Origin of the sequence: Streptomyces sp. IBSBF 3136 (assembly GCF_036815105.1) — a bacterium.
In the GTDB taxonomy this organism is placed as follows: Bacteria; Actinomycetota; Actinomycetes; order Streptomycetales; family Streptomycetaceae; genus Streptomyces.
Map to the genome: position 1 here is coordinate 1 of NZ_JAJSZC010000175.1, position 17,133 is coordinate 17,133.

Below are 17,133 nucleotides of genomic sequence, written 5' to 3' on the forward strand. Positions count from 1 at the left end.
GTGCGGGGGCGGACTCGTCGGGGTCCTCGGGGGTCTCGTGCCCGGCGTCCGCGGGAGCCGCCTCGTCGGCCTCGTCCTCGGGGGCGGGCGCGTCCGCCCGGTGCTCCGTCGTGCTGCCGGGCGGACCGGCGGCGGGGCCGGTGCGGCCGGTCCCGTCGGCGGCGGTGTCCGCCGCGGTGGGGTCGGCCGCCTCGGCCGCCTCGTCCGCGTCGGCCGGGTGGTCCGGGCCGCCCGCGGCCGCCGGTGCGGCCGTGTCGGGCGCTTCTGCGGCCCGGGAGGCAGCCGAGGGGGTCCCGGGCCCGGTGTGCTCCGCCGGGCCGCCTCCGGGGCCTCCAGGGGCCTGCGCGGGCCGGTTCGGGGCGTACGCCCCGGTGGGGTCGTACTCCGCCGCGGTGTCGGCCGGGTGGGGGCCCGGGTCGGACTCCGGCTGCCCCCACGGGCCGTCGGCGGGCTCCGTCGCCCACGGTGCGGACGCGCCGCCCGGGAGCGTGGCGGGCGGCGTGCCGCCCCACTGCTCGACCAGGGCGGAGGTGGTGAACTCGCCCGACTCGTCCGGGAGGTCGCCGCCGGCCACCGGGATGCTCCACTGCCCGGTGACGTCGTGCCCGGCGCCCGGCTCGGCCGGCGGCTCCTCGAACGTCCACTGCTGAGTGGCCGCCGGGTGGTACGTGAACCGGTCGTCCGCCGCCTGCTCCTGGGGCACCGCGTTGGGGTCGGGCCACTGGTCGCCGCCGGCGGGCGTCGACCAGGAGCCGGTGGCGGGGTCGTCCGTGGCCGGGGCCGCCGTTATCCGCGGCGGCACGTAGCCGTGGCCGGGGGCGGCCAGGGGGCTGTCGCCGGACAGCAGGGCCTCGATGCCGCCCTCGGGGAGCTTGACGAAGGCGGTGGCGCCGTCGTCGTAGTCGCCGGGCAGCGGGTTCCAGCGGCCACCGCCCTGCGGCGCGCCCTCCGCGTGCTGGTCGTCGGTCACGACAGCGCCCTCCCCAGTGCTCGTCGGGCCAGCGCGGCGACGGTGCGCCGCAGGTGCAGTACGGCGGGCGGAAGCGTTGCCACGGAGCCGTCCGGCTCCGGGGCGGGGTCCGGGATGCAGGCCGCGGCGACGTACTCGCCGAAGGCGCTCAGGGCCTCCGGGACGAGCGCGCGGTCGTTGTCCCAGTCGATCAGCTGGGCGACCCACTGCTCGGCGTCCAGGGGCCTGAGCGGCATCGGCGCTATGGCGCCGACGGCACACCGCACCCCGCGCCGGGCCGGGTCGAGCACGACGGCGACGGAGGCCACCGAGCGGCCCGGGCCGGTGCGCCCGGTGGCCTTCAGGAAGACCTGCGGGGCGTGCAGCAGGGGCACGCGCACGAAGCCGATGAGTTCGCCGCCGCGCAGCATCTCCACGCCGGCCAGCAGGTGTGACACCGGGATCTCCCGGCGGGCCCCGCCCGGGCCCGCGATGATCAGCGTCGCCTCCAGGGCGGCCAGCACCGGCAGCGCGTCCCCGGTGGGGGCCGCCGTGGCGATGTTGCCGCCCAGGGTGCCGGCGTTGCGGATGTGCGGCGGGCCCGCGGCGCGCGCGGCGGCGGCGAGCGCCGGGATCAGGGCCGCGAAGTCGGGGCGGCCCATGCGCGCGTGCGTGAGGCCGGCGCCGAGCAGCGCGTGGCCGTCCTGGTACTGCCAGCCGCGGATCTCGCTGATCCGCCCGAGACCCACCAGGGCGGCGGGCCTGAGCTGACCGGAGTTGACGGCGGCCATGAGGTCGGTGCCGCCGGCCACGGGGACGGCCGTGGGCATGGCGGTGAGGGCCGCCACGGCCTCGTCCAGTGTCGTGGGCAGCGTGACGGCCTGCGCCGCCTGCGGTGCGTGCGTGGTCAAACCGGCTGCCCCTCTCCCGCTGCCCCACCTGGTCCCACCTGTGTGGCCGTACGGTACGTGCTCACAGGGCGGACGTGGCAACTCTGGCACATCTTCGCAAGCCCCGGACGCGGGGGTCCGCTAGGAGGCATTCGCCCACCTCATCGGGTACATGGTCCGATTTCGAACGGCATCGCCCATGCGCCTCGATTGCCACTCTTCGGTGGGCCCTGGAGTGGTTTCCGGCAATCTGTTCTATACGGCTCCCCCACGGTGACCGATTCCGTCCGGCGCGCCGGTTTCAGCGCTGCGGCGGCGGGCCCTCGATCGGGCGGCCGGGCACACCGGGGCGCCGCTGCCAGGGCCGGGGGCCCGTGGGTGGCCGATAGGCGACACCGAGGGCGTCAAGTCGCCCGTAGTGGACGGCCATCCGGCGCTCGAAGTCGGCGAAGTCCCGTTCCCGCGGCGCGGGCAGCCGGCTCCAGGCGACCTCGGCGAGGGCCGCGAGCCTGGGGAACGCCTGGTAGTCCACGCGTCCGGCGTCCTCCATCACCTCGGTCCACACGTTGGCCTGAGTGCCCAGCACATGGCGGGCCTGAGCCGCGGTGAGCCCGGTCGGCACGGGCTCGAACCGGTAGACGTCCTCCAGGGTGCGCACGAAGCCGATCGGCACGGGCTCGTCCTCGCCGGGGGCCTGGCGGTGGTCCAGATAGACGTACTGCTCCGGGCACATGACGACGTCGTGGCCGGCGCGCGCGGCCGCGACACCGCCGCCGTAGCCGCGCCAGGAGGACACGGCGGCGCCCGGCGCGAGTCCGCCCTCCAGGATCTCGTCCCAGCCGATGAGCCGGCGCCCGCGCGCGGCGAGCCAGCGGTCGAAGTGCCCGATGAACCAGGACTGCAACTCGTCCTCGTCGGCGAGCCCGAGGTCCGCGATACGGGCCTTGGCGGCCGGCGACCGTACCCACTGGTCCTTGCGGCACTCGTCGCCGCCGATGTGCACGAACGGGGAGAACTCGGCGGCGTCCGCCGGGAAGAGTTCCAGGATCTCCTCGAACACCCCCTCGTAGAAGCGCAGGGTGGTGTCGGTGGGGGCGAGTACGTTCGGGGAGATCCCCCAGTCGTCCCAGACGGAGAGGGCGGTGGTGTCGACGACGTCGGTGTTGCCAAGTTCCGGGTAGGCGGCGACGGCGGCCTGCGAGTGGCCGGGTACGTCGATCTCCGGGACGACGGAGATGTGCCGCTCGGCGGCGTAGGCGACGATCTCCCGGATGTCGTCCTGGGTGTAGTGACCGCCGTGCGGCTTCTCCTCCCACAGCGGCGACGCCCGGTGTCCGAATTTCGTCCTGGCCCGCCAGGAGGCGACCTCGGTCAGCTTCGGGTACCGCCGGATCTCGACCCGCCAGCCCTGATCGTCCGTCAGGTGGAAGTGGAAGACGTTGAGTTTGTGCGCGGCCATCAGGTCCAGGTAGCGCAGCACGCCCTCCTTGGGCATGAAGTGCCGGGCCACGTCGAGCATGAGGCCGCGCCAGCGGAAGCGCGGGGCGTCCTCGACGGTGCCCCCGGGCAGGCTCCAGTCGCGACCGGGCCGCACGGGAGCGCGCCGGAAGGCGTCGGGGCCGAGCAGTTGGCGGAGGGTCTGGGCGCCCCAGAAGACACCCGCGGCGCCGCCGCCGAGGATGCGGTACGGCCCCCCGTCACCGACCAGGCGATAGCCCTCCGGCGGCAGGTCCGGGTCGACGCCGAGCACGATGCGGCCGGGGCCGTCGCCGGTCTCCGGGAAGGGCAGGCCGGTCGCCGCGCCGACCGTGGCCCGCAGCCAGCGGGCGACGCCCTCGGTGCCGGGGCCCGCCTCCAGGACGGTGCGGCTGTCGAGGCGCGTGCGTCCGGCGGCGTTCCGCGTCCAGCGCGCCGGGGCCGGGATCACCCCCGGCACCTCGACCGTCTCCGCGAGGTCCGTCCCGTCCGTCCTGTCCGCCCCGTCAGTCCCGTCGGTCATTCCGGTCCCGCCCCTCACCGCTCGACCCGAGCGTTGCGGTATACGCAACGCCTGTTTCGCACCGCACAACGGTCAGGAGCCTAGGGACAACACGAACCGGCCGACAAGAGGTCTGGACCACTCGACGGCCGGGAAGCACAAAGACCCCCGGGACACGTCTGGCGTGTCCCGGGGGCCTGACGGCTTCAGCCTCGCGGCGTGCGGGGTGACCGCTACTTGTCGCCGCCCTCGTCGCCGCCGCCGCTGCCCATGGAGTCGTAGATCTCCTTGCACATGGGGCAGACGGGGTACTTCTTCGGGTCGCGGCCGGGCACCCAGACCTTGCCGCAGAGCGCCACGACGGGGGTGCCGTCGAGGGCGCTCGCCATGATCTTGTCCTTCTGGACGTAGTGGGCGAAGCGCTCGTGGTCGCCGTCGCCGTGGGAGACCTGCGGTGTCGGCTCTACGAGGGTCCCCGTACCAGTCCCGCGCTCGGGCTCAAGAGTGCTCATACCAGCAAGGGTACTGAAGCTCGCAGGCATCAGTTGAGCGACGGGTCGTCCGGGTACGTGGCCACCATCGCCAGCTCGTTGCGCTGGCGCCGCAGCACCTCGCGCCAGAGCCGCTCCGGGGCCGGGGAGGACACGTCACCGGGCTCGGACTCGACGACGTACCAGGCGCCCTCCACCAGCTCGTCCTCCAGCTGACCGGGGCCCCAGCCGGCGTAACCGGCGAAGATCCGCAGGGAGCCGAGGGCCGAGGCGAGCAGCTCGGGCGGGGCCTCCAGGTCGACCAGGCCGATCGCGCCGTGCACCCGCCGCCAGCCGAGCGGGGCACGCTCGCCGTCGGCGCCGCCCGGGATGACCGCGACGCCGAGCGCCGAGTCCAGCGAGACGGGTCCGCCCTGGAAGACCACGCCGGGCTCGCCGGCCAGCTCGGCCCAGCCCTCCAGGATGTCGCTCACGTCCACCGGGGTGGGGCGGTTGAGCACGACACCGAGGGAGCCCTCCTCGTCGTGGTCGAGAAGGAGCACCACCGCGCGGTCGAAGTTCGGGTCCGCCAGGGCGGGCGTGGCCACGAGCAGCCGCCCTGTGAGCGAGGACACCTCGGTCATGCCAGACATGATCCCGCATCTTCGCCCGGTGTGGGGAGCCAATCGGGTTGTGGGAGTGAACGCAGCTCAGGGCGCGCCGGTGCGTCCCGGGCGCACACCGGCAGGGCCGGTGACCCGGTGTTGCCGGTGCTGAACCGTTCGTGTTGTGACACAGCCATGACGCGACTGGGGGGTCCTCGGGCTTATGGGAGGGGGGTGGTCGGCGATTACCCTGTCTTCCCCGGCCCCCGCGCAAGTGATCGGCCGACCCCTGCCCGACTCATCGGAACGCGAGATACATGACCGTCAACGACGATGTCCTGCTTGTCCACGGCGGCACCCCGCTGGAGGGCGAGATCCGTGTCCGCGGTGCGAAGAACCTCGTACCGAAGGCCATGGTCGCCGCCCTGCTGGGCAGTGGGCCAAGCCGACTGCGCAACGTTCCGGACATCCGTGACGTGCGCGTCGTACGCGGCCTGCTCCAGCTGCACGGGGTGACGGTCCGTCCGGGTGAGGAACCCGGCGAGCTGGTGATGGATCCGACGCACGTGGAGAGCGCGAACGTCGCTGACATCGATGCCCACGCCGGGTCGAGCCGTATCCCGATCCTGTTCTGCGGCCCGCTGCTGCACCGTCTGGGCCACGCGTTCATCCCGGGCCTCGGCGGCTGCGACATCGGCGGCCGGCCCATCGACTTCCACTTCGACGTGCTGCGGCAGTTCGGCGCGACCATCGAGAAGCGCGCGGACGGGCAGTACCTGGAGGCCCCGCAGCGGCTGCGCGGCACCAAGATCCGGCTGCCGTACCCGTCCGTCGGCACCACCGAGCAGGTGCTGCTGACGGCCGTACTCGCCGAGGGCGTCACGGAGTTGTCCAACGCCGCCGTCGAGCCGGAGATCGAGGACCTGATCTGCGTCCTGCAGAAAATGGGCGCGATCATCGCGATGGACACCGACCGCACCATCCGCATCACCGGTGTGGACAAGCTCGACGGTTACACCCACCGCGCCCTCCCGGACCGCCTGGAGGCCGCGTCCTGGGCGTCCGCCGCCCTGGCGACCAACGGCAACATCTACGTCCGCGGCGCCCAGCAGCGCTCGATGATGACGTTCCTGAACACCTACCGGAAGGTGGGCGGCGCCTTCGACATCGACGACGAGGGCATCCGCTTCTGGCACCCCGGCGGCCAGCTGAAGTCGATCGCGCTGGAGACGGACGTGCACCCCGGCTTCCAGACCGACTGGCAGCAGCCGCTGGTGGTGGCGCTGACGCAGGCCACGGGCCTGTCCATCATCCACGAGACGGTGTACGAGTCCCGGCTCGGCTTCACCTCCGCGCTGAACCAGATGGGCGCGCACATCCAGCTCTACCGCGAGTGCCTGGGCGGCTCCGACTGCCGCTTCGGCCAGCGCAACTTCCTGCACTCCGCGGTCGTCTCCGGCCCGACCAAGCTGCAGGGCGCCGACCTGATCATTCCCGACCTGCGCGGCGGCTTCTCGTACCTCATCGCCGCCCTCGCGGCCGAGGGCACCTCCCGGGTGCACGGCATCGAGCTGATCAACCGCGGCTACGAGAACTTCATGGAGAAGCTCGTGGAGCTGGGGGCGAAGGTGGAACTCCCCGGCAAGGCGCTGGGCTAGCCGAACAGCGAAAGGGCGGCCCCCCTCGTGCGAGGGGGGCCGCCCTTTCGACGTCTTCAGCCGAGGCGCACCACAGGGGCGTGGGGAACTGTGCGACCAGCCACGGCCGGCCCGCAGTCACCCACGGCACCGAAGCCAGAACGGCGCTCCGGTGGATCGGCGCCCCGAGCGGAGCGCTTACTTACCCTTGGCCGATTCCTTGAGCTTCGAGCCCGCGGAGACCTTCACGCTGAAGCCGGCCGGGATGTTGATGGGCTCACCGGTCTGCGGGTTGCGCGCGGTACGAGCGGCACGGTGGGTGCGCTCGAAGGTCAGGAAGCCGGGGATGGTGACCTTCTCGTCGCCCTTGGAGACGATGTCGCCGACGACCTCGGCGAACGCGGCCAGAACGGCGTCGGCGTCCTTCCGGGTCACCTCGGCGCGGTCGGCCAGCGCGGCCACCAGCTCACTGCGGTTCATGTTGTTACTCCCGTGTTCTTCTTGCCGTTGAGGCGTGAGGTGAGATCGATGCCGATGCGCTCGCGCCCAAAGACGCATCCTGCCCCTACCTGCGGCGGTAATGCCAATCCGGCACCCGTAGGAGTCGTGAGAACACCCTAGGGAGTCACACGAAAAGCGCCTGCTCGGCCGTCACCCTAGAGGGCGCCCGCCGGTGGGGGGTTCCACGACACTCCGGTGCGGGGGCCGCCGTGTCGATCCTCACAGCCCCCGCACCCTACGGTACGGCGCCGCTACGACGTCGCGCCGACGGCCTTCGCCGCTTCCCGGACCGCACCGGCCACCGCGCCCGCGACCTTGTCGTTGAAGACGCTCGGGACGATGTAGTTCGGGTTCAGCTCGTCCTCGGTCACCACGTCGGCGAGGGCCTGCGCGGCGGCGAGCATCATCTCGGTGTTGACCGTGCGGGACTGGGCGTCCAGGAGGCCGCGGAAGACGCCCGGGAAGACCAGCACGTTGTTGATCTGGTTCGGGAAGTCGGAGCGGCCGGTGGCCACGACGGCGGCCGTCTGACGGGCGATCGCCGGGTCGACCTCGGGGTCCGGGTTCGCGAGCGCGAACACGATGGCGCCCTCGGCCATGGCGGCCACGTCGTCGCCGTCGAGGACGTTCGGGGCGGAGACGCCGATGAACACGTCGGCGCCGTGCACGGCTTCCTTCAGGGTGCCGGTGAGGCCCTCGGGGTTGGTGTTGTCGGCGATCCAGCGCAGCGGCGAGTCGGCCGGGGCGTTCACGAGGTCCTCGCGGCCCGCGTGCACCACGCCGTGGATGTCGGCCACGACGGCGTTCTTCAGGCCGGCCGCGATCAGCAGCTTGAGGATGGCGGTACCGGCCGCGCCGGCGCCGGACATGACCACGCGGATGTTCTCGATCGCCTTGCCGGTGACGCGCAGCGCGTTGGTCAGGGCGGCGAGGACGACGATCGCGGTGCCGTGCTGGTCGTCGTGGAAGACGGGGATGTCGAGGGCCTCGCGCAGCCGTGCCTCGATCTCGAAGCAGCGGGGGGCGGAGATGTCCTCCAGGTTGATGCCGGCGAAGCCGGGGGCGATCGCCTTGACGATCTCGACGATGGCGTCGCTGTCCTGGGTGTCCAGGCAGATGGGCCACGCGTCGATGCCGGCGAAGCGCTTGAAGAGGGCCGCCTTGCCCTCCATGACCGGCAGCGCGGCCTTCGGGCCGATGTTGCCGAGGCCGAGCACGGCGGAGCCGTCCGTCACGACCGCAACGGAGTTGCGCTTGATGGTGAGGCGGCGGGCGTCCTCGGGGTTCTGCGCGATGGCCATGCAGACGCGCGCCACACCCGGGGTGTAGACCATGGACAGGTCGTCGCGGTTGCGGATGGGGTGCTTGGACTGCATCTCGATCTTGCCGCCGAGGTGCATGAGGAACGTACGGTCGGAGACCTTGCCCAGGGTGACGCCCTCGATGCCGCGCAGCTTCTCGACGATCTCGTCGGCGTGCGCGGTCGAGGAGGCCGCGATGGTGACGTCGATGCGGAGCTTCTCGTGGCCGGACGCGGTGACGTCGAGGCCGGTGACCGAGCCTCCGGAGGACTCCACGGCGGTGGTGAGCTGCGAGACTGCGGTTCCGCTCGCGGGCACCTCCAGCCGGATGGTCATCGAGTAGGAGACGCTGGGCGCCGTTGCCATGGCCGACTTCCTCTGCTTTCACCGTGTCGCGAGTTGTGCCGTCCGATCGTCGCACCTACCCCTCGGTACGTGGTAGTCGCCCTGAGTTGCGGACGTTTTGTTCACACGTCACGCGCGGCGGGTGCGTAGTTTCGGAAAACCTCTTCCACCATACGAGAAACGATCAGACGGGGAAAGGGGTCCGTTTCACAAAGAGAGAGGCCCACGTCACACAGGACGTGGGCCTCTCTCACGTTCATGACACCGACCCGCCATGCTCGCCTCGCGGCAAGTGGTCCCTCGCAGGGACGAAGGTTGGGCCCGGGGGCTTGGATCGGGCCGGTGCCACACCAAGGCTAACAAACGGATCCCGCGGAGCCATTCCCGCGCGGGGAGTTCCTGAGGTTTCTAATCCCTCAGCAGGTCCGGCACCCCCGCCGCGTCCGGCACGTCCCGCTCGCCCGAGACCACCGTGAGCTGCTGGGTGGCCCGGGTCAGCGCCACGTAGAGCACGCGCAGGCCGGCCGGGGACTCGTCGGCGATCTCCGCGGGCGAGACGACCACCGTCGCGTCGTACTCCAGGCCCTTGGCCTCCAGGCTACCGAGCGCCACCACCCGGTCCCCGAGTCCGGCCAGCCAGCGCCGCGCCTCCTCGCGCCGGTTCATCGCGACGACGACGCCGACCGTGCCGTCCACCAGGCCGAGGAGCCGCTCGGCCTCGGCGCGCACGGTCCGCTCCAGGGAGTCCCGCACGACCGTGAAGCGCGGCTCGACGCCCGTCGACCGGACGGCGGAGGGCGCCTGGGAACCGGGCATGGCCAGGGCGAGGACCTTGGCGGCCAGCTCGGCGATCTCGGCCGGGTTGCGGTAGTTCACGGTGAGCTGGAAGCGGCGTCTGGGCCGGCTGCCGAGCGCCTCGTCCCGGGCCTCGGCCGCCTCGTCCGGGTCGGACCAGGAGGACTGGGCCGGGTCGCCGACCACCGTCCAGGTGGCGTGCCGGCCGCGCCGGCCGACCATGCGCCACTGCATCGGCGTGAGGTCCTGCGCCTCGTCCACGATCACGTGCGCGTACTCGGTGCGCTCCTGCGCGAGCCGCTCGGCCCGCTCGCGCTGGGACTCCTCGCGCACCGGCATCAGCTCCTCGAGGCCGGTCAGCTGGTCCAGCGGGTCGAACTCGCGCCTCTTGCGCGGGCGGGCCGGGGCACCGAGGACCGCCTGGAGCTCGTCCAGCATGGCGACGTCGTGCACGGAGTAGCCGTCCCGCTTCAGCGCCCGGGCGACCTTGCGGACCTCGCCGGGGTTGAGGATCCGGCGCGCCCAGCGGCCGAGCCGCCGCTCGTCCGCCATGGCGGCGAGGACGCCCTTCGGGGTCAGCTCGGGCCACCAGGCGTCGAGGAAGGCGACGAAGGAGTCCTCGCCCATGACGTCCTCGTCGAAGGAGGAGCGCAGCTCGGCGGCCAGCTCGGGGTCGGTGTGCCGGGAGCCCGCGCCGGACTTCGCCCACAGGGCGTCCAGCAGCAGCTTGCGGGCACGGGGGCGGAGCAGGTTGACCGGCGCGGTGCCGCCCAGGGCGGCGTGGCGGACGCGTTCCAGCTCCGGGGCCTCCAGTTCGAGGCGGCGCCCGAAGGCCACCACCCGGAGCCGGTCGGGCGGCCCCGCCGGGGTGCGCGGCCCGCCGTCCGTGTCGGCGCCGGTGAAGCCGTCGGTGTCGTCCAGGGTGAGCCGGCCGGCGTGGCCGCCGCTCCCGCGCCCCATCTCCAGGGCGCCCCGGGCCGCCTTCCGCAGCACCTTCAGCATCCGGTGGGAGCCCTTGGCGCGGGCCACGGCCGGGGAGTCGTAGAGGGTGGCCTCCACCCCGTCGACGAGCGAGCCGATCGCTCGGACGGCGACCTGGCCCTCCTCGCCGAGCGAGGGCAGCACGCCCTCGGTGTAGGCCACCAGCAGCGGGGTCGGCGAGACGATCAGGATGCCGCCCGCGTAGCGTCTGCGGTCCTGGTACAGCAGATAGGCCGCGCGGTGCAGGGCGACCGCGGTCTTGCCGGTGCCCGGGCCGCCCTCGACCTGGGTGACGGAGGCGGCGGGGGCGCGGATCACCAGGTCCTGCTCGGCCTGGATCGAGGAGACGATGTCCCGCATGGTGTGGCTGCGGGCCTGGCCGAGGGCCGCCATCAGGGCGCCGTCACCGATGACGGGCAGCTCGCGGCCGGCGAGGAACGCCGTCAGCTCCGGGCGCATCAGGTCGTCCTCGACCCCGAGGACCCGGCGGCCCTTGGAGCGGATGACCCGCCGTCGCACGACCCGGCCGGGGTCCCGCGGGGTGGACCGGTAGAAGGGGGCCGCGGCCGGCGCGCGCCAGTCGATGACCAGCGGGGAGTAGTCCTCGTCGAGCACGCCGATCCGCCCGATGTGCAGGGTCTCGGCGATGTCGGCGGTGCGGTCGGGCCGGACCGCGCCCTCGGCGGGCTCGACCGCCGTGTACGCGCCGTCCGGGCCCTTCTTGCCGTCCTTGCCGAGCAGCAGGTCGATCCGGCCGAAGAGGAAGTCCTCGAACTCGTTGTTCAGCCGGTTGAGATGGACGCCGGCCCGGAAGACCTGCGCGTCCCGCTCGGCGAGCGCGCCCGGGGTGCCGACCTGGCCGCGCTTGGCCGCGTCGTTCATCAGGAACTCGGCCTCGTGGATCTTCTCCTCGAGCCGCCGGTACACCCGGTCCAGGTGTTCCTGTTCGACGCTGATCTCTCGGTCACGCACGGAGTCCTGTGCGCCGTGTACCGAGCCGACCGCGGACTGCTGAACCTGAGCGGCCACCGGGCCCCCTTCTGACGTGCTGGGCAGCCGTCAACCGTACGCGAAGGGGACCCGGCAAAGCTACGCCGGCTACGCGTCCACCTGGACGAGCTTCTTGCCGTCGAAGGTCATCACCTCGAAGTGGTCGATCTCGTTCGGCTTGAGGGCCGTGCCACCGCCGATGTACAGCGGCTTCTTGGCCTCCGCGCTCGTCGCGTCCGGGATGCCGTAGCCCCACTTCGGGACGGACCAGGAGCCCAGCGTCTGACGCTCGCCGTTCTTGCCGACGGCGATCAGGGAGCACTTGAGCGGCCCCTTGACGCCCTTGAGCTGGAGGACCGCCGAGGTGCCCCAGGTCTTCTCGCCCATGGCGACGGTCGCGCTGGCGCCGGTGGCGCCGTCCGATCCCGAGACCTTGTCCGGCAGCTGGTCGAAGGTGGTCTGCGCGCCGGCCGCCAGCGGTGTGGCGGTCTGCCCCGAGTCGCTTCCGCCGTTGACCGCCATGACGGCCATCGGACCGCCGATGATCAGCGCTGCGGCGGCCGCGACCAGGTAGAAGCCCTTGCGCCGCTTCTGCGCCCGACGCTCGGAGACCTCGTCGACCAGCTTCTCCACCAGGCGGGGACTCGGCTTGGCGGACAGCGACTCGCCGAGCGCGGGTGTGCTCCCGGAGTCGGGCAGGTCGGCGAGGGCGGCCAGCATCGGCTCCATCCCGGCCAGCTCGTCCAGTTGCTGGGCGCACCACTCGCAGCCGGCCAGATGGGCCTCGAAAGCGGTCGCCTCGGCGTCGTCCAGGATGCCCAGGGCGTAGGCGCCGACGGTCTCGTGCTCGTTCGGCACCGGAGATCCCTGCATGGGTCCTGACATACCCGTACCACCCGTGCCGAATCCTTGCATTCCCCCGTACCCGCTCATCACGCCGTCACCCCCCGCTCCTCCAGTGCCAGCTTCATCGATCGCAGGGCGTAGAACACCCGGGAGCGGACCGTGCCGCTCGGTATGCCCAGCGTCTCGGCCGCCTCGTTGACCGTACGCCCCTTGAAGTACGTCTCGACGAGCACCTCCCGGTGGGCCGGGGTCAGGTCGTCGAGCGCGTCCGACAGCGTCATCAGCCACAGCGCCTTGTCGATCTCGTCCTCCGCGGGGATGACCTCCAGCGGCGACGGATCGACCTCCTGCGGCCGGGCCTGCCGGCTGCGGTGGCCGTCGATGACGATGCGACGCGCGACCGTCACCAGCCAGGGGCGTACCGAACCGGTCGCCCGATTGAGCTGACCGGCGTTCTTCCAGGCACGGATGAGCGTTTCCTGTACGACGTCCTCGGCGCGCTGCCGATCACCGGCGACCAGCCGAAGGACATACGCGAGCAAAGGTCCGGCGTGCTCCCGGTAGAGGGCACGCATCAACTCCTCGTCAGGTTCCGAGGGCTGTGAGGACATGCGATGTCGGGCCCTCGATCCACGTTCATTGGCCACGGCCGCATCCTTGCGCACGCCCACCTCCGGTGTCCGGGGGTTCCCCCAGTCGGTCGCTCGCCCACCCGTACGGACGGGGGCCACGCGCCGTTCAAACCTCAGTGGCAGTTTTCTTGTGAGGGGTGTGACGAGCGGGACATGGGAGCACATTCCCACCACGTGATCTTTACATTTCAGACACGATGCCGAAGGCGGCCGGGCCGGCCGCGCGGGGAAGGCGCCGAACCGGGTGTTGCGGAAATCACTCCGGTCGGCGCTGGGGCGCTATCCGACCCTATCCGACACAAGACCCGTACCGGACACTCGGGTTCCGGATGCTCAGGCCCGGGCGAGGGCGGCCCGCCTGCGGTGCCGTGCCACCCGCTCCCGGTTGCCGCAGACCTCGCTGGAACACCAGCGCCTCCTGCGCCCCCGGGAGGTGTCCAGGTACACCAGGGGGCAGTTGTCCCCCTCGCACTCGCGGACGGCGGCCCGCGCCTCGGGATCGGTGAGCAGCTCCACGGCGTCGCGGGCGAGGAGGGCGAGCAGTTCCGCGCACCCGGGCGGCGGCGCCAACCGCCGTACCAAGGTGCCGTCCTCGTCGCGCACCGCGCACGGCACCGGGGGCGCGGCGCGGGCGGTGTCGTTGAGCCGGCCGAGGGCACGGTCGTACGGCCCCGCCTCCCCCGCGTCCATGCCGCGCAGCAACCGCCCGACGTGTGCGCGCAGTTCCCTGAAGCCCGGCAGCCAGGAGGCGTCGGCGTGGTCCAGCGGGGTGCCGGGCGGCACGAGCCCGGACCCGCTGATCCAGGCCCGCAACGGCTCGACCGCGTCCAGCCGTTCCGCCGGATGCGCGGTCGCGAGGAGGTCCAGACAGATCCTTCCGGCGTCGAACCGCGGCTCGTGCGGGACCGTGACCGTACCCAGTGCCATGTGCCTGCCACCGCCTAGGACAGGGGGACCGTTGCGTCGCTCCTCCTCACAGTGCCCGCCCCGGCGGGCGGCCGGAACCCCCCGTACCGGGCTGGACGCACGCGTATGCGGCCGCGCGCCTCGGCCATGTCCCGGGCGGCGGTCCTCCGGTTGCCATGGAGGCATGTCGGAGAAGAGAAGCAGCAGGGCCCTCCTGGGCGCGGCCACGGTCGCGACGGGCCTGATCGCCGGGGTGTTCTACGCCTTCGCCTGCGCGGTGATGCCGGCTCTGGACCGCAGCGACGACCGTACGTACGTCGATGTCATGCGGGACATCAACGTGGTGATCCAGAATCCGGTGTTCTTCCTCGGCTTCCTGGGGGCCCTGGCGCTGACGGGGATGTCGGCGTGGCGACTGCGGGGCACGGCGGGCGGCCGGTGGGTGGCGGCGGCGCTCGCCGCGTACGGGCTCGCCTTCCTCGTCACGGTCGTGTTCAACATCCCGCTGAACGACGCCCTGGCGGCGAAGGGCGATCCCGCCGCCCTGCGGGAGCACTTCGAGAACCCCTGGGTGGCGTGGAACGTCGTACGGGCGGTGCTGTCGACGGCGGCGCTGGCCTGCCTCGTGCGGGCGTTGACGGCCGGGCGGCCCGCCGCCTAGCGCCCTTCGGTCCGGACGCCGGGCCATCGCGGCTACGCGTCCGCGTACTTGGCGTCCGCGGCCGGGTCGAGGGCCAGCCGGTACCCGCGCTTGACCACGGTCTGGATCAGCTTCGGCGCCCCCAGCGCCGTGCGCAGCCGGGCCATGGCGGTCTCCACCGCGTGCTCGTCCCGCCCGGAACCCGGCAGCGCGCGCAGCAGTTCGGCCCGTGGCACCACCCATCCCGGCCGCCGGGCCAGCGCCCGCAGCAGGGACATCCCGGCCGGCGGCACCGGCTTCAGCTCGCCGTCCACCAGGGCCGCGTGCCCCCGGATCTCCAGCCGGTGCCCGGCGACCGGCAACGCGCGCGCCCGGCCCGGCAGTTCCTGGCACAGCAGCTGTACGAGCGGCCCGAGCCGGAAGCGCTCGGGCTGTACGGTGTCCACGCCGTGGGCCTGGAGCGGCACCGCGGTGACGGGACCGACGCACGCGGCCAGCACGTCGTGCCCGAGCGCGGCCAGCACCTCGGCGAGCAGCCCCCGGTCCTCGGCCCGGGACAGCAGCGAGGCGGCGGCGGGCGCGCTGGTGAAGGTGAGCGCGTCCACCGCGCGGGCGACGACGGCGTCCAGCAGGCGGTCGACGGGGCCGATGTCCTCCGGTGGCATCCAGCGGTACACAGGCACCGGCACGACCTCCGCCCCCGCGACCCGCAGCGCCTCCACGAACCCCGGCAGCGGCTCCCCGTGCAGCTGTACGGCGACCCGGCGCCCGTCGACGCCCTCAGCGAGCAGCCGGTCGAGCACCTCGGCCATGGACTCGCTGGACGGCGACCACTCCTCCGTGAGCCCGGCGGCCCGGACGGCCCCCTTCACCTTGGGTCCGCGGGCCAGCAGCTCCACCCCGCGCAGCCGGTCGAGGAGCTGCTCCCCGAGCCCCCACCCGTCGGCCGCCTCGACCCAGCCCCGGAACCCGATGGCGGTGGTGGCCACCACCACGTCCGGCACGTGGTCGATCAGCTCCTTGGTGGCGGCGAGCAGTTCGCCGTCGTCGGCGAGCGGCACGATGCGCAGGGCGGGCGCGTGCAGCACGGCGGCACCGCGCCGGCGCAGCAGCGCGGCCAGCTCGTCGGCGCGACGGGCGGCGGTGACGCCCACGGTGAAGCCCGCGAGGGGCCCCTGTTCGGGTTGCTGCTGTTCGTCGTCCATGGTTCTCCTACCTTGCCCGCATGCCGAACGAGCCTGTCAACGGCGCGTGACGGGCCCGGTTCGGTGTGATGTCCGCGGTGTTACGTCACACCTCGGCATAGCTGAGCTGCGGCTCCGCCTCGGCGGCGGCGGTGGGTACCGCCCGGCCGGCCGAACGGCGAAGGTATACGGCCCAGGTCAGCGCGAAGCAGACGCCGTAGAAGGCGAGGAACGCGACGAAGGCGCCGGTGCCGGAGCCGTAGGAGAGGAAGGACTGCCGGAAGGCCAGGTTGATGCCCACGCCGCCGAGCGCGCCGACGGCCCCGATGAGCCCCATGGCGGCACCGGACAGCCTCCGGCCCTGGGCCGCCGCCGCCTCGCCCGTGAGCCCCCCGGCGAGGGCCTTCGCCTGGAAGATGCCGGGGATCATCTTGTACGTCGACCCGTTGCCGAGCCCGCTGAGCACGAACAGCACCACGAAGACCGGCACGAACAGCGCGAGCGACCTCTCCGTGCTCGCCACGATCAGCACGGCGGTGGCGGCGGCCATGCCGACGTAGTTCCACAGGGTGATGCGGGCCCCGCCGTACCGGTCGGCGAGCCGGCCGCCGACGGGCCGGATCAGCGAGCCGAGCAGCGGGCCGATGAAGGTGAGGTAGGCGGCCTGCAGCGGGGTGCGCCCGAACTCGTTGGTCAGGACCTGCCCGAAGGCGAAGCTGTAGCCGATGAACGAGCCGAAGGTGCCGATGTAGAGGAAGGCCATGATCCAGGTGTGGCCGTCCTTCGCCGCGTCCCGGGCGGCGCCGGTGTCGTTCCGCACCGTGGCGAGGTTGTCCATGAACAGCGCGGCGAGGACGGCGGCGACGACGATCAGCGGGATGTAGATCCCGAGCAGCACCCGTGGGCCGCCGCCCGCCCCGATGATCGCGAGGGCGGTGAGCTGGATGACGGGCACGCCGATGTTGCCGCCGCCCGCGTTGAGCCCGAGCGCCCACCCCTTCTTCCGCAGCGGGAAGAAGGCGTTGATGTTGGTCATGGAGGAGGCGAAGTTGCCGCCCCCGATGCCCGCCAGCAGTCCCACCAGCAGGAAGGTGGAGAAGGACGTCCCCGGCTCCATCACCACGAAGGCGGCGACGGTCGGCACGAGCAGCAGGGCGGCCGAGACGATCGTCCAGTTCCGTCCGCCGAACAGGGCGACGGCGAAGGTGTAGGGCACCCGGACGACCGCGCCGACCAGCGTGACCATGGAGGTCAGCAGGAACTTGTCGGCGGGGGTGAGCCCGTACTCGGGCCCCATGAAGAGCACGAGCACGGACCACAGCGTCCAGACCGAGAACCCGATGTGCTCGGAGAACACGGAGAACCAGAGGTTGCGGTTGGCGACCTTCTCCCCGGTCGCCTTCCAGAATCCCTCGTCCTCCGGATCCCAGCGCTCGATCCAGCGGCCACCGCGACGGGCCGGGGCCGGCGTCGGGGTCAGGGG

At 72.5% G+C, this 17,133-nt stretch carries 14 protein-coding genes and 1 pseudogene; 2 read left to right on the plus strand and 13 right to left on the minus strand.

Features of this window, described 5'->3' with window-relative positions; genetic code table 11:
• The 5 genes and pseudogenes from V7E45_RS29540 to V7E45_RS29560 form a co-directional block, all read right to left on the minus strand.
• A pseudogene (locus V7E45_RS29540) lies at positions 1-970 on the minus strand ((2Fe-2S)-binding protein); the annotation flags it as partial.
• The gene (locus tag V7E45_RS29545) at positions 967-1,860 is read right to left on the minus strand and encodes an FAD binding domain-containing protein (protein ID WP_333777257.1); all 894 of its coding nucleotides are present in this window, start codon (positions 1,858-1,860) and stop codon (positions 967-969) included. The gene V7E45_RS29545 and the pseudogene V7E45_RS29540, both read right to left, overlap by 4 nt.
• 280 nt (positions 1,861-2,140) lie before the next feature.
• Positions 2,141-3,838: a beta-N-acetylhexosaminidase gene (locus V7E45_RS29550; protein WP_333777258.1), complete on the minus strand. Its 1,698-nt coding sequence runs from the start codon at positions 3,836-3,838 to the stop codon at positions 2,141-2,143.
• A 212-nt stretch (positions 3,839-4,050) separates the two neighbouring features.
• Complete coding sequence (locus V7E45_RS29555; RefSeq protein WP_333777259.1) at positions 4,051-4,329, minus strand: DUF3039 domain-containing protein; 279 nt, start codon at positions 4,327-4,329, stop codon at positions 4,051-4,053.
• Positions 4,330-4,358: 29 nt separating this feature from the next.
• Complete coding sequence (locus V7E45_RS29560) at positions 4,359-4,931, minus strand: YqgE/AlgH family protein (RefSeq protein ID WP_333777268.1); 573 nt, start codon at positions 4,929-4,931, stop codon at positions 4,359-4,361.
• Positions 4,932-5,209: 278 nt separating this feature from the next.
• On the opposite strand from V7E45_RS29560, the gene murA reads away from it, so the two are divergent.
• Positions 5,210-6,550, plus strand: a complete 1,341-nt coding sequence (gene murA, locus V7E45_RS29565; RefSeq protein WP_333777260.1) for a UDP-N-acetylglucosamine 1-carboxyvinyltransferase — start codon at positions 5,210-5,212, stop codon at positions 6,548-6,550.
• Between the two features lie 177 nt (positions 6,551-6,727).
• Here the strand turns inward: murA and V7E45_RS29570 are convergent, their stop codons facing one another.
• The 6 genes from V7E45_RS29570 to V7E45_RS29595 form a co-directional block, all read right to left on the minus strand.
• On the minus strand, positions 6,728-7,009 hold the full coding sequence (locus V7E45_RS29570; protein ID WP_020940366.1) for an HU family DNA-binding protein: 282 nt from the start codon (positions 7,007-7,009) through the stop codon (positions 6,728-6,730).
• Between the two features lie 272 nt (positions 7,010-7,281).
• Positions 7,282-8,697, minus strand: coding sequence for an NAD-dependent malic enzyme (locus tag V7E45_RS29575; RefSeq protein WP_333777261.1), 1,416 nt, complete (start codon positions 8,695-8,697; stop codon positions 7,282-7,284).
• 387 nt (positions 8,698-9,084) lie between these two features.
• A complete protein-coding gene (locus V7E45_RS29580) occupies positions 9,085-11,481 on the minus strand; it encodes a HelD family protein (RefSeq protein ID WP_333777262.1) in 2,397 nt (798 codons plus the stop codon).
• A gap of 69 nt (positions 11,482-11,550) precedes the next feature.
• Positions 11,551-12,375, minus strand: coding sequence for an anti-sigma factor family protein (locus V7E45_RS29585; RefSeq protein WP_443056282.1), 825 nt, complete (start codon positions 12,373-12,375; stop codon positions 11,551-11,553).
• The gene (locus V7E45_RS29590; protein ID WP_030167252.1) at positions 12,375-12,959 is read right to left on the minus strand and encodes a sigma-70 family RNA polymerase sigma factor; all 585 of its coding nucleotides are present in this window, start codon (positions 12,957-12,959) and stop codon (positions 12,375-12,377) included. The genes V7E45_RS29585 and V7E45_RS29590 overlap by 1 nt, the downstream gene beginning before the upstream one ends.
• A gap of 294 nt (positions 12,960-13,253) precedes the next feature.
• Positions 13,254-13,847, minus strand: coding sequence for a CGNR zinc finger domain-containing protein (locus V7E45_RS29595; RefSeq protein ID WP_333777265.1), 594 nt, complete (start codon positions 13,845-13,847; stop codon positions 13,254-13,256).
• A gap of 163 nt (positions 13,848-14,010) precedes the next feature.
• Between V7E45_RS29595 and V7E45_RS29600 the strand changes: the two genes are divergently transcribed.
• The gene (locus V7E45_RS29600) at positions 14,011-14,487 is read left to right on the plus strand and encodes an anthrone oxygenase family protein (RefSeq protein WP_333777266.1); all 477 of its coding nucleotides are present in this window, start codon (positions 14,011-14,013) and stop codon (positions 14,485-14,487) included.
• 32 nt (positions 14,488-14,519) lie between these two features.
• Here the strand turns inward: V7E45_RS29600 and V7E45_RS29605 are convergent, their stop codons facing one another.
• Entirely contained in the window at positions 14,520-15,671 is a 1,152-nt protein-coding gene (locus V7E45_RS29605) for a uroporphyrinogen-III synthase (RefSeq protein WP_333777267.1), read from the minus strand.
• Positions 15,672-15,756: 85 nt separating this feature from the next.
• Positions 15,757-17,130, minus strand: coding sequence for a nitrate/nitrite transporter (locus V7E45_RS29610; protein ID WP_333777269.1), 1,374 nt, complete (start codon positions 17,128-17,130; stop codon positions 15,757-15,759).
• Between the last annotated feature and the right edge of the window lie 3 nt (positions 17,131-17,133).